General features: G+C 55.7%; 11 protein-coding genes. 4 read left to right on the forward strand and 7 right to left on the reverse strand.

Annotated elements, in window-relative coordinates; genetic code table 11:
- Positions 1 to 367: 367 nt before the first annotated feature.
- Both E6C51_RS15400 and E6C51_RS15405 read right to left on the reverse strand, forming a co-directional pair.
- The gene (locus tag E6C51_RS15400; RefSeq protein ID WP_146935114.1) at positions 368 to 1,069 is read right to left on the reverse strand and encodes an HAD family hydrolase; all 702 of its coding nucleotides are present in this window, start codon (positions 1,067 to 1,069) and stop codon (positions 368 to 370) included.
- 30 nt (positions 1,070 to 1,099) lie between these two features.
- The gene (locus E6C51_RS15405; RefSeq protein WP_190236612.1) at positions 1,100 to 1,855 is read right to left on the reverse strand and encodes a hypothetical protein; all 756 of its coding nucleotides are present in this window, start codon (positions 1,853 to 1,855) and stop codon (positions 1,100 to 1,102) included.
- A gap of 123 nt (positions 1,856 to 1,978) precedes the next feature.
- On the opposite strand from E6C51_RS15405, the gene E6C51_RS15410 reads away from it, so the two are divergent.
- The 3 genes from E6C51_RS15410 (at position 1,979) to hisG (ending at position 5,809) form a co-directional block, all read left to right on the forward strand.
- Positions 1,979 to 3,682, forward strand: a complete 1,704-nt coding sequence (locus E6C51_RS15410) for a histidine--tRNA ligase (RefSeq protein ID WP_190236613.1) — start codon at positions 1,979 to 1,981, stop codon at positions 3,680 to 3,682.
- A 316-nt stretch (positions 3,683 to 3,998) separates the two neighbouring features.
- Positions 3,999 to 5,117, forward strand: coding sequence for an ATP phosphoribosyltransferase regulatory subunit (locus E6C51_RS15415; RefSeq protein WP_190236614.1), 1,119 nt, complete (start codon positions 3,999 to 4,001; stop codon positions 5,115 to 5,117).
- On the forward strand, positions 5,117 to 5,809 hold the full coding sequence (gene hisG / locus E6C51_RS15420) for an ATP phosphoribosyltransferase (RefSeq protein ID WP_146935122.1): 693 nt from the start codon (positions 5,117 to 5,119) through the stop codon (positions 5,807 to 5,809). The genes E6C51_RS15415 and hisG overlap by 1 nt, the downstream gene beginning before the upstream one ends.
- 171 nt (positions 5,810 to 5,980) lie before the next feature.
- Here hisG and E6C51_RS15425 read toward each other — a convergent pair whose 3' ends face one another.
- From E6C51_RS15425 to E6C51_RS15445, 5 genes are all read right to left on the reverse strand, one after another.
- Positions 5,981 to 6,427 (reverse strand): DoxX family protein, encoded by a 447-nt coding sequence (locus E6C51_RS15425; RefSeq protein ID WP_146935124.1) that lies wholly within the window; start codon positions 6,425 to 6,427, stop codon positions 5,981 to 5,983.
- 212 nt (positions 6,428 to 6,639) lie between these two features.
- Positions 6,640 to 7,200 (reverse strand): hypothetical protein, encoded by a 561-nt coding sequence (locus E6C51_RS15430; protein ID WP_190236615.1) that lies wholly within the window; start codon positions 7,198 to 7,200, stop codon positions 6,640 to 6,642.
- Between the two features lie 55 nt (positions 7,201 to 7,255).
- Positions 7,256 to 8,560, reverse strand: coding sequence for a glycolate oxidase subunit GlcF (gene glcF, locus E6C51_RS15435; RefSeq protein WP_190236616.1), 1,305 nt, complete (start codon positions 8,558 to 8,560; stop codon positions 7,256 to 7,258).
- A gap of 3 nt (positions 8,561 to 8,563) precedes the next feature.
- Positions 8,564 to 9,778, reverse strand: coding sequence for a glycolate oxidase subunit GlcE (gene glcE / locus E6C51_RS15440; protein ID WP_190236702.1), 1,215 nt, complete (start codon positions 9,776 to 9,778; stop codon positions 8,564 to 8,566).
- Between the two features lie 14 nt (positions 9,779 to 9,792).
- Positions 9,793 to 11,220: an FAD-linked oxidase C-terminal domain-containing protein gene (locus E6C51_RS15445; RefSeq protein WP_190236617.1), complete on the reverse strand. Its 1,428-nt coding sequence runs from the start codon at positions 11,218 to 11,220 to the stop codon at positions 9,793 to 9,795.
- Between the two features lie 133 nt (positions 11,221 to 11,353).
- On the opposite strand from E6C51_RS15445, the gene E6C51_RS15450 reads away from it, so the two are divergent.
- Positions 11,354 to 12,250, forward strand: coding sequence for a LysR family transcriptional regulator (locus tag E6C51_RS15450; RefSeq protein ID WP_190236618.1), 897 nt, complete (start codon positions 11,354 to 11,356; stop codon positions 12,248 to 12,250).
- Positions 12,251 to 12,253 lie beyond the last annotated feature (3 nt).

Consider the following 12,253-nt stretch of genomic DNA (forward strand, 5'->3'; position numbering starts at 1 on the left):
TGCAGTAAACCCGCTCAAAACGGCTGGCAAAGTCAAACAGGCAGCACAATGGCCACAACCAAACATGCTGTGTTTGTCACCACAATCGCGATGATGAGATGACAGGCTGTTGAAAGATGCGGCGCGATCATCTGCATGTCTATGCATCATCTGGCCTTGAGGGTGTGACGCCGAATTCATCTCCTGCATAGCCATGCCATTCAGCGGCATGGCCCCATAGGCCAAAGCAGCAAAAATCAACATAAAACGCAGAAAAGCTCGCATAGGCACAATCTACAGCAACGCCGTTTCGACACAAGCTTTTTCGACATAGGCGTTTTCTACACGGGCCTTTTCGACATAGGCGTTTTGCGCCGCAGCTGCCCCCCTACTCAATCGACGCAATTAACTCAGGCAGATCTTTTATCGTCGCAAGTTCGCGAAATCTGGGTGAGCTTTCGGGCTTTTCAACATGCTCCAGCACCCATGTCAGCTCGTGGGGAATGAACACGCCCCATGCCCCCACCGCCAAGGCGGGAACAATATCAGATTTCAGCGAATTGCCGACCATCATGGCGCGCTCCGGTTCATCGCCATGCTTGCAAAAAATCCGGCGATAGGTGGTGGCGTTTTTATCAGAGACAATCTCGACCGCATCAAAAAAATCACCAAGGCCGGATTGCGCCAGCTTGCGCTCCTGATCAAACAAATCGCCTTTGGTGATCAGCGCGAGAAAATAGCGCCCTGCCAATGATTCCAGCACATCACCAACGCCCGGCATGGTCTCGACCGGATGACTCAGGAGATCACGGCCAATGGCCAGAATCTCGCCAATCACCGCACCCGAGGCGCGACCCTCAGTAATATCCAGCGCCGTCTCGATCATGGAGAGCGTAAAGCCTTTGATGCCAAACCCGTAATAGGCAAGATTGCGCTTTTCTGCCTCCAGCAGGCGATCCGAAATCATTGAGGGTTCGGCATAATCAGCAAGAAGCGTGCGAAAATGCTCTTCTGTCAGCCGATAATAATGCTCGTTTTGCCAAAGCGTATCATCGGCATCAAGACCGATGGTGGTAAGCGCACGGGTCATTGTCTCATCCTGTCTTCTGAGAGGGTGAGTTTATCGTGCAATCACCTTATGGACAATTCGGTAATCCTTGCTTTCTTCGCCCAGCGGCACCACCGGCCAATCCCAAGCAGCAGCAGGCTCAGGCACATCAACGCCAAACAGCAGATCGGTTTGTTCATGCAGTTTGCCGGTGCGGTCAATCACCTCAAAGGCAATATCGGTGACAAGGCAGGTTTTGGCAGCCACTTGCGCCAATCCATCCAGATGGGCACGGATTAATTGCGGCAAACAATCCTCAGGCATGGTGCCGGATGGCTCTTTATCAAGCTGCTTTTTCGCCCCCATGGCAATCTGCGATAAAAGATTGGCTGAGATAACAAAATCAAGCCAGGGAACCCGCCTTAGAAAATCAAGCGGCTCTGGCACCTTCTCCGCCTTCACATTGTCATAACCGGAAAGATCACGCTCAACGAAGTTGACGTTTTTCAATCCCTTTGCCGCCACCCAACTGCGCACGCTGGCCACATGCACCAAATCGACCAACACCACATGATCAAAAGCGCGCGCAAGCTCGACAATCGGCACATCACGCAACAGGCCAGAGCCAAGCACCACCACCGTGCGGCGCATGTCTATCTGCGATGCGGCAGCCAAAATGGCCCGTTTGGTGTTTTGCTCATGCTCGGCCCAGTCTTTCGCACAGCGCCGCGCGCGGGACCACAGATTGACAGAATAGCGGATATGGGGCCGGTTTTGTGGCTGTGTCACCCGCCATGTGGCGGCATATTGCAGGGCTTCGAGGATCATGAAAAGCCTCTAGCACAGCCGAGGCACATCAACCAGTCTTCGCCCTTGCCGCTCAAGGCTTCATCCACTATGACATGCGGAAAATAGTCCGTCTGACATTCTTATCCAACATGCGGTGCCATCATGAGCGAAAAAACCAAGAAACCACAGAAGTTGAAAGCCCGCCTGCCGCGCGGTTTTGTGGACCGGGAAGCGCATGACATCCGCGCCGTCAATGAGATGACTGCGAAAATCCGCGAGGTCTATGAGCGTTACGGCTTTGACCCAGTGGAAACACCGCTGTTTGAATATACCGATGCGCTGGGCAAATTCCTGCCCGACAGCGACCGCCCCAATGAAGGCGTGTTCTCATTGCAAGACGATGACGACCAATGGATGAGCCTGCGCTACGATCTCACAGCGCCGCTGGCCCGCCATGTGGCCGAGAATTTCAACGAAATCCAGCTGCCCTACCGCACCTATCGCGCCGGTTACGTCTTCCGCAATGAAAAGCCGGGTCCCGGCCGTTTTCGCCAATTCATGCAGTTTGATGCGGATTCCGTTGGCGCACCCGGCGTGCAGGCTGACGCAGAAATGTGCATGATGATGGCCGACACGCTGGAAGCCCTTGGCATCAAGCGCGGCGATTACGTGATCCGGGTGAACAACCGCAAGGTTCTGGATGGCGTGATGGAAGCCATCGGCCTTGGTGGTGATGAGAATGCAGCGCGGCGGCTGAATGTGCTGCGGGCGATTGATAAGCTGGATAAGTTTGGGCCAGAGGGGGTGAAGCTCCTGCTGGGCGAAGGCCGCAAAGATGAGAGCGGTGACTTCACCAAGGGTGCGGGCTTGAATGCAGACCAGATTTATTGCCTTGAGCCAATTCTCACATTTGAAAATGAAGGCGATAATATTTCAGTAGCTAAACACGGACAAAATCCAGGCAGCGTCGAATTTTCCATTGTCTCTAAGGATAACATAGCCGATGTGAAATTTGAACCTGAAAGCACTCAAGAAAAGGCCAAACAATTTGGTAGAATTAACGCACTTACTCTTGGCTATATTCACTCAATGATGTCCCACATCAAAGAAAAATTTCCCGAAAGCTCCGCGTTTGGAGTGGGGGGGATTGGACATGATGGATACGTTGAGCTTTCGACAATAGCGGCGTTAGTTGAGACTGCGGGATATAACGAAGAGAATATGCGGATCAAAGTCGATCCCTCATGCGTTCGCGGGCTCGAATACTACACCGGCCCCGTCTATGAGGCAGAACTCACCTTCGACGTCACCAATGAAAAGGGCGAAAAGGTCGTGTTTGGCTCGGTCGGTGGCGGCGGGCGCTATGATGGGCTCGTGTCGCGTTTCATGGGCCAGCCTGTTCCCGCCACCGGCTTTTCCATCGGTGTATCGCGCCTGATGACAGCCTTGAAAAACCTTGGCAAGCTTGGAGCTGACGAAGTGATTGCGCCGGTCCTGGTCACGGTTATGGATGGCGATGTGGACAGCATGGGGCGCTATCAGCGCTTTACGCAGGCGCTTCGGGCTGAGGGCATTCGCGCTGAAATGTATCAGGGCAATTGGAAGAAATTCGGCAATCAGCTGAAATATGCCGATCGTCGCGGCTCGCCGATTGCCATCATTCAGGGCGGTGATGAGCGTGAACAGGGCGTGGTGCAGATCAAGGATCTGATTGAGGGCAAGCGTCTGTCGGGTGAAATCACCGATAACGCTGAGTGGCGCGAAGCCCGCGTGGCGCAGATTGTGGTGCCGGAAGCGGAATTGGTGGCCAAGGTGAAAGAGATTTTGGCCGCACAAGCCGAAGATCGGGCACGGGCGAAGTCGTAATGCCCGGTTTTGCAGTTATCGCAAATCTAATGCTCGGTGGGTGCCGTCCACATCAACACGATGATCCCCGTGGCTTACCCCCCTCTGGCTTGCCAGCCATCTCCCCCTCAAGGGGGGAGATCAGTTTGCGGCTGGCCTATGGTTCCTACATCAAATCTGCAATACATCAAAAAGCTCAACGCAAATTTGAGGCAAAGGCAACACCCTCGCCAATCTCCCCCCTTGAGGGGGAGATGTCCGGCAGGACAGAGGGGGGTAGGCCCAGCATAAACACGATAGCGTCATGCATGTTCGGCGCGACGCAAGGATTGGTTCTATGCCACTGATCAATATGCCGGATTTTGCCGGTACTCTTCTTGACGATTTCGCTGCCCGTGGTGCGCCACGGGTTGATACGCCGGTTATTCAGCCAGCCGAGCCGTTTCTGGATATGGCAGGCGAAGACCTGCGCAGACGGATTTTTCTGACCGAAAGTGAGACCGGCGAAAGCCTGTGTCTGCGGCCGGAATTTACCATTCCCGTCTGTCTCAGCCATATCGAAACCGCCACCGGCACGCCAAAGCGCTACAGCTATCTGGGCGAAGTGTTTCGCCAGCGCCGCAATGGCAGCAATGAGTTTTATCAGGCGGGCATTGAAGATCTGGGCGAAACAGCAACCGCCCACGCCGATGCCCGCGCCATCAATGATGCGGTTGGTATTCTCACCACGCTGTTGCCCGGTCGGCCGCTGTCGGTGATGATTGGTGATCAGGCGGTGTTTGAAGCGGTGGTGAAAACGCTAGGCCTGCCATCTGGCTGGCAAAAGCGGCTGATTCAGGCCTTTGGCGATAGCCAGCACCTCGATCAACTGCTGCATAAACTTGCAAGCCCACAAATTGCGTCCGGTCTGGATGCAACGTCGCAAGCGCTGATAACGGCGGGCGATGAAGCCGGGTTGATTGCCTATATCGACCAGACCATGCAAGACACGGGCTATTCCACCAACGCCAGCCGCAGCCCGCGCGAAATTGCTGCCCGGTTGAAGGAAAAGCTCGCCTTGGCTGAAACCCGGCTGGATGAGAAAGCACTCACCGTTTTGCGCAATTTTCTGGCGCTGGAAATGCCCTTGAGTGATGCCGCAAAGGCTTTGACGGATTTTGCCTCTGTTGCCGGGCTTAACCTTGGCAGCGCGCTTGGCCAGTTTGAAGAGCGCTGTGCTGCCATGGCCCAGCTTGGTCTGGATCTATCGCGCATCACCTATCGCGCCGCCTTTGGCCGTCCGCTGGATTACTACACCGGCCTGGTATTTGAGGTGTCGCAGCTTGGCGAAACGGCTGTTCTGGCCGGTGGTGGCCGGTTTGATCGGCTGCTGACGCTTTTGGGTGCAAAAGAGACTATTCCTGCCGTCGGCTTTTCGCTGTGGCTGGATCGCATAGAACTGGCGAGGTCACGCTGATGACAATTACCATCGGATTGCCCTCCAAGGGCCGCATGAAAGACGATTCTTCTGCGATTTTCGAGCGTGCGGGTTTGAAAATCACCGCCGTTGGCAATGATCGCTCCTATCGCGGCCGGGTTGAGGGCGAGGATATTGAGATTGCCTTCTTGTCGGCCTCGGAAATCTCCCGCGAGATTGGCAATGGCACCGTCGATTTTGGCGTGACCGGCGAAGACCTGATCCGCGAAGGTCTGGCGGATGCTGATGCCAAGGTTGAAATTGCCGCGCGTCTTGGCTTTGGCCATGCCGATGTGGTGGTGGCCGTGCCGCAAATCTGGCTGGATGTGGACAGCATGGCCGATCTGGGCGATGTCGCGGCTGATTTTCGCGCCCGCCATGGCCGCCGTCTGGCCATTGCCACCAAATATTGGCGCATGACCCAGCAGTTTTTCTCGCGCCAGCATGGCATTCAGCTCTATCGAATCGTGGAAAGCCTCGGTGCAACCGAAGGCGCACCGGCGGCGGGTCAGGCCGATATTATTGTCGATATTACCTCGACCGGCTCAACCTTGACCGCCAATCATTTGAAAGTGCTCAATGATGGCGTGATCCTGCGCTCTGAAGCCTGTCTGGTGCGGGCGCGAAAGGCTGAGCACGAGGGCAACCCGCTGGTGGCCAAAATCATCGGTGCCGTGCGCGAGGTTTTGTAAGAAATTCAAAATGACAAAGCCCGCTGAACGAATGTTCAGCGGGCTTTTTGCATCTTCAGCCTGTTACTGCATAATTTTCTCCTTAAATCGGAATCGATTTAAAGAGAAAATTATGCAGCAAATTAAGAGTGTTACAGCGCCGTGCGTCATATATGGCGCACGGCGCTGTAATTATGCAGCGGCATACGCTTTTGATGTGCGGGCATCCACAGAATAGGCACCGGCACCGGCTGCTGCGAGCAGGATATAAGCGCCGGCCAGCGTGAAATTCTTCATCATCATGATGCCGTTGAGTGTGTTGATCCAGCCAAGCGCTGCATCAGGCCAACCGGGAACAGCAACTGTGCCGCTGTGAAAAACAGCACCGGTGAACACACAAAACAGTGCCAGCGCAACGCCAACAATCTTGATTTGAAAGCCAACCAGAACGCAAAGGCCGGTGACCAGCTCAAACAATCCCGCGAGGTAAGCAAGGGCCGTGGCTGCCGGAAAGCCTGCGCCGGTGATCATGCCAGCGGTGCTGGCTGGATCGGTCAGCTTGCCAAAGCCGGAGAGAATGAAAATGAAGGAAAGAAGAATTCTGGCAACCAGAAGAACTGTGCTGTTAACATTCGACATGTGAAGCTCCTGAAAGGTGAATGCCGTATGAAGCGGCGTTGACGCTTTTCTCTCACACTTCGATTGTATCCGATAGACAGACAAAAATAGACGTATCGTTCAATATATGCGAACGACTTTGGTCACTGTCGTTTATCACGGAAAAGGGTAATCCAATTTTTCTGACAAACGCTGCGGCCCGTCGCATTGAGTAGGATTGATTGCGACATCCTTTAGAACCGGGCGCAACTGATCTTGCCCGCGCGCGTGAGCGCAGAGGATGCGTCATTTTCACCCAACGGCCGAACAACAATCTTATAGGTTCCAACAAAGTGATTGAGGTTGCTTTTCATCTGTCTGGTATCCAGCGTCAGCTGCACCTGGGTCGCGGTCGCGTCCACGCCGGTTTCAGAGGATGTTTCGATCCTCATGCTCGTGTCATCACGCTTTGACTGAACCACATCATCCGGCCCAACTTTGAGAATACCCTCCAGCGTCTTGCCTTGGCCCGGCTTGAAAACCACAATGCCATGCAACGTACTGAGCGGCCAGGTTGGCCCCTCCTCAAACGTGCTCTCGATCGACATCTTCAATTGAGCATTGTCCACGGCACAGTAATATCGGTCCATGGCATGGCATGTTGCACTCGAGGCCAGCAGTATGAAGAGCGTTAGCACGCAATCATAGCCTCGGAAAAAAGAGCCGCTTCCAGCTTTGCGATTGTTGCCTTTGCAACGGATTTTTCCGAAAATCGGCTCCCGCTTTTCGACCCGGTACTCCATAGTTTTCACCATGAGTTGTCCTTTCGCGTTACAGCAACGCCAAAGCACAAATTATAGATCGCCGCGCTTAGGAAACCCTTAACTTTGACGGGATTTCTCCGCCAAAAGCCCAATCAAGCAGTTCAATACTATGCACAACCGGGATTTCAGTGCCAGAGCCAATCTGTGTCATGCAGCCTATATTGCCCGCTGCAATCACATCGGGACGCACAGCTTCAATATTGCGCAATTTGCGGACCTTTAACTTGTCAGCAATATCCGATTGAAGAATATTATACGTGCCTGCCGAGCCACAGCATAAATGCCCCTCAGCAGGCTCGCGCACGGTAAAGCCTGCTTTTTTCAGCAGCATTTTCGGAGCCATGGTCACTTTTTGCCCATGTTGCAACGAACAGGCCGAATGATAAGCCACGGTCATGCCTCTCTCCGGTTGCTGGGGCAAATCCAGCGTGGCCAGATATTCGCTGACATCCTTGGCAAGGGCGGAGATTTTGGCGGCCTTTTCGGCATAGGCGGCATCAAGCCGCAGCATGTGACCATAATCTTTAATGGTGGTGCCGCAGCCGGATGTGGTGATGATAATCGCATCCAGACCGCCCTGCTCAAGCTCGCGCATCCATACATCAACATTGTTGCGGGCCGAGGCTTTTGCCTCCTGCTCACGGCCCATATGGTGCACCAGAGAGCCGCAACAGCCCTCGCCTTTTGGCACCACCACCTCAACACCCAGCCGTGTCAACAGCCGGATGGTGGCGGCATTAATGCCGGGATCAAGCACCGATTGCGCGCAGCCAGTCAACACAGCAACGCGCCCGCGCTTGTCGCCCTTGGCCGCATGTGTGCCGGGATTGGAGAGTTTGGACGGATAGGGCACCTGTTTGGGCGCCAGTTTCAGCATGGCCGCCAAAGGCTTGAGCGCCGCTATTGTCTCCATCATCGGCGCAAAAGGCGCACCAAACCGGGCAAGCGTGAGCGCCACCCGCATCCGTCCTGGATAGGGCAAGACCTTGGCCAGCATCGCCCGTGTGATGCGCGTCAGCAGCGGCCTTTGATAAGTCTTTTCAATATGGTTGCGGGCATGATCCACCAGATGCATGTAATCCACCCCTGATGGACAGGTGGTGGTGCAGGCAAGGCAAGACAGACAGCGATCGACATGGGTGACGATTTCCTCATCCGCCGCCCGGCCATTTTCCAGCATATCCTTGATCAGATAAATCCGCCCGCGCGGACTATCCAGCTCATTGCCGAGCGTGACATAGGTGGGACAGGTGGCGGTGCAAAAGCCACAATGCACGCATTTGCGCACAATGCTCTCGGCTTCCGCAATATTGGCATCAGCAAGCTGGCTTGGGGTGAAATTGGTTTGCATCGATCAAACTCTCCCGGCTTGCTGCGCTTCAACGCCCGTCATAAAACCCGGATTGAAAATGGCGTGAGGATCAAATTGGGCAGCAATGCGCTGCGACAGGGCAGCAACAGCGGCGGGCTGCGGCTCAAAGGCCTGCACACGGTAGCCGCCGGCGCGCATCACTGTGGCATGGCCACCGCCCAGCGCCTTGATACCAGCACGAATCATCTCGGCCTCTGGCTCGCCTTCCATCTGCATCCAGACAAGGCCACCCTGCCAATCATAGAAAGCATCAATGCCCGCCTGTAGGCGCAAGCCCGCCACCAATTGATGCCCGGCGGTGGGGGCAACCGAAACCCGCCACAGCGGCTTATGCAGCGCATCCGTATAGGGCTTAACATTGCGGATTTCCTGCCAGAGGATGGCGCTTTGCGCACTATCGAGCACCGAGACCGGGCCAAGCCTTGCCATCACGGCCTGCAATTTTTTTGAGCGTTCCGCAACCGAGGCTGCCAGCCCTTCCAGCCTCAGCACGGTCGCAGAGGCCGATGACAAAGCGCCCGCCAACATGCGCGGTGCAACCATATCCGGCAGATGGGCAGCACCCGTGACCTCAACCGGCATGGCCATGGCCACAGCCATGGCCCGGGCAGCGGCTGCATCATCCAGCCCGGAGAGAACAATGGTTTCCACAGCGCGGGGTCGCGGCAGAACTTTGAACGTCACTTCGGTGATAAAGCCCAGCGTGCCGTAAGAGCCAGCCAGAAGCTTGACCAGATCAAGCCCGGTGACGTTTTTCATCACCCGGCCACCGGCCTTGATAACCTCGCCCTTCCCATTGATAAAGCGAAGGCCCAGCAGATGATCGCGGGCCGCACCGGCCACAAATCGGCGTGGGCCGGAGGCGTTGCAGGCGAATGCACCGCCAATGGTTGGCTCACCGCTGGTGCCCATCATCAAACGGTGATCCGGTGGCTCAAACGCCAGAGACTGGCCATGCTCTGCAACGGCCGCCTCAATCTCGGCCACCGGCGTACCGGCCTTGGCGCTCAGCACCATCTCCGCCGGATTATAAGCCGTAATGCCGGAAAGACTGCGCGATGACAAAGTGGCATCCACAACAACTTTATTGCCAAAGCCGGAGCGTGTGCCATTGCCTTTGATGGCCAGAGGTCTCCCGCTCCTGGCGGCACTCAAAACAATCTCGGCTGCCTCTGCTTCGGATTGTGGTGTCAGCATTGCACTTTCCGTCATCAGCGCCCCTCCAGCGGAAAGACCTTGGATGGGTTGAGCAACCAATCAGGATCAAAGGCGGCACGGGCCGCCATTTGCTGGGCCAGATCGGCCTCTGAAAACTGATGGCGCATCAAATCGCGCTTTTCGATGCCAACGCCGTGCTCGCCGGTCAGGCAGCCGCCAGCATCCACGCAGAGCTTCAAGATTTCCATGCCAGCGGCTTCGGCGCGGGCGGCATCCTCCGGGTCATTGATATTATAGAGGATCAACGGATGCATATTGCCATCACCTGCGTGAAACACATTGGCAACGCGCAGACCATAGCTGTCCGTGATTTCCGATGTCTTTTTCAGCACATAGGCCAATTGGCTGAGCGGCACTGTGCCATCCATACAGATATAATCGGCAATGCGGCCCGTGGCCCCAAAGGCCGATTTGCGGCCTTTCCAGATCAGGGCGGCCTCGGTGGCCGATTGGCTTTCGCGCACGGTTTTCACACCATGGGCGCGGGCAATGTCGCAGATGTCGGCCAGCATGGCGTCCATTTCAGCATCCGAGCCTTCGACCTCCACAATCAGTAAGGCCTCGGCATCCATGGGATAACCGGCTTTGGCAAAGGCCTCGCAAATCGCAATGGCCTCGCGGTCCATAAACTCGATCGCCACCGGCACAATGCCCGCACCAATGATGTCGGCCACGCAATTGCCAGCCGATTCGGCACTGTCAAAGCCAAACAGCACCGGCCTTGCGCCTTCCGGCTTGGCCAGCAGCCGCACGGTCGCTTCCGTGACAATGCCCAACTGTCCTTCAGAACCACAAATCAGGCCCAAAAGATCATAGCCTGCGCTGTCCAGCGCCTTGCCGCCCAGCTCGATCACGGTGCCATCCACCAGCACCATTTTCACACCCAGCAGATTGTTGGTGGTCACACCATATTTCAGACAGTGTGCGCCGCCGGAATTCATGCCGATATTGCCGCCGATGGTGCAGGCCAGTTGCGAACTGGGATCGGGTGCGTAGAAAAAACCCTCATGGCCCACCGCATCCGAAATTGACAGATTGGTTACACCCGCCTGCACGGTGGCGGTACGGTTCATGAAATCAATGTCGAGTATTCTGGTCATGGCGGAAAGCCCCAGAATAACTGCATCTTCCTGACCAATGGCACCACCCGAGAGCGAGGTTCCCGCCCCACGCGGCACCACCGGAATTTTATAGCGATGGCAATATTTCATCACGGCGGCCACTTGCGCTGTGGTTTCCGGCAAGGCGACGCAGAGCGGCATACGGCGATAGGCCACAAATCCATCGGTCTCAAAGGGCACCAATTGGGTTTTGCGATGAATCAGCCGCTCTTTTGGCAAGAGATCAGCCAAATCCGCGATGATGTGATCGCGCCGATCCAGAACCTTCTGATCGGGTGCCAGAAATGCAATGGCCTCCATCCTGTCGCTCCTCCGCCTGTATTCGCTGACAGTTTCCCGCCAATAGCAACTGGTATCAGCGCGAGACAGGTGCCTGCAAGCGCTGTTTTGTGCTAATAATTTATGACTGAATGGACAAAAGTGGACATGATTTATGACAAACCTTGGTGATCTTGATGTTTTCAGCCGGGTCATTGCGCTGGGCAGCATGTCGCTGGCGGCAAGAGAGATGGGGCTTTCGCCAGCCGTGGTCTCCAAACGCATCAAGCGGCTGGAAGAGCGGCTGGGCACAAGGCTGCTCCAGCGCACCACCCGGCAGATTTCGCTGACAGAAGCGGGCCAAGGCTATTATGAACGGGTGATCGGCGTGTTGGCCGGGCTGGAAGAGGCAGAAGCCTTTGCCGCTGGCCGCGCATCGCAGGTGACTGGCAGTTTGAAAATATCCGCTCCCACCTCCTTTGGCCGTATGCATATTGCGCCGCATCTCAAACCCTTCATGCAGGCTCATCCGCAATTGTCATTGCAATTGATGCTCAGCGACGAGTTTACCGATATTGTCGGCGGTGGCTATGACATGGCCATCCGCATCAATGATCCCACGGATTCGTCACTGGTGGCCAAAAAACTGGCAACGGTGCGCCGGGTGCTTTGCGCCAGCCCCGATTATCTCACTGAGCATGGCACGCCGCACACGCTCGACGACCTCAAGCATCACCATTGCGTCCCGGCCCATAATAACGAGAGCTGGCGGTTAGTCGGGCCCCAAGGCCCCATCAACTACAGGCCGGATGGCATGCTGATCACCAATTCATCCGAAGTCATTCGCGAAGCCGTTCTGGCAGGGCTCGGCATTGCCCTTCGCTCAACTTGGGATGTGGGTGCCGAATTGAAAAACGGGCGCTTGATCCAGGTTCTGCCCGCCTATGAAGGCTCGCGCCATCTGTCCTTGTCTGCCGTCTATCCCAGCCGTCAGTTTTTACCGGCCAAAATCCGGCTTTTCATTGATTATCTCACAGCACTCTACGGGCCGGTGCCTTACTGGGAGCGGTGAAAA

The sequence above is a fragment of the Gillisella terrae genome, from assembly GCF_004801395.1.
Lineage (GTDB): Bacteria > Pseudomonadota > Alphaproteobacteria > Rhizobiales > Rhizobiaceae > Allorhizobium > Allorhizobium terrae.

Coding starts and splice junctions, on each gene's coding strand:
- E6C51_RS15400 (WP_146935114.1), bottom strand. CDS start 1,069: ATGACCCGTGCGCTTACCACCATCGGTCTTGATGCCGATGATACGCTT.
- E6C51_RS15405 (WP_190236612.1), bottom strand. CDS start 1,855: ATGATCCTCGAAGCCCTGCAATATGCCGCCACATGGCGGGTGACACAG.
- E6C51_RS15410 (WP_190236613.1), top strand. CDS start 1,979: ATGAGCGAAAAAACCAAGAAACCACAGAAGTTGAAAGCCCGCCTGCCG.
- E6C51_RS15415 (WP_190236614.1), top strand. CDS start 3,999: ATGCCACTGATCAATATGCCGGATTTTGCCGGTACTCTTCTTGACGAT.
- hisG (WP_146935122.1), top strand. CDS start 5,117: ATGACAATTACCATCGGATTGCCCTCCAAGGGCCGCATGAAAGACGAT.
- E6C51_RS15425 (WP_146935124.1), bottom strand. CDS start 6,427: ATGTCGAATGTTAACAGCACAGTTCTTCTGGTTGCCAGAATTCTTCTT.
- E6C51_RS15430 (WP_190236615.1), bottom strand. CDS start 7,200: ATGGTGAAAACTATGGAGTACCGGGTCGAAAAGCGGGAGCCGATTTTC.
- glcF (WP_190236616.1), bottom strand. CDS start 8,560: ATGCAAACCAATTTCACCCCAAGCCAGCTTGCTGATGCCAATATTGCG.
- glcE (WP_190236702.1), bottom strand. CDS start 9,778: ATGCTGACACCACAATCCGAAGCAGAGGCAGCCGAGATTGTTTTGAGT.
- E6C51_RS15445 (WP_190236617.1), bottom strand. CDS start 11,220: ATGGAGGCCATTGCATTTCTGGCACCCGATCAGAAGGTTCTGGATCGG.
- E6C51_RS15450 (WP_190236618.1), top strand. CDS start 11,354: ATGACAAACCTTGGTGATCTTGATGTTTTCAGCCGGGTCATTGCGCTG.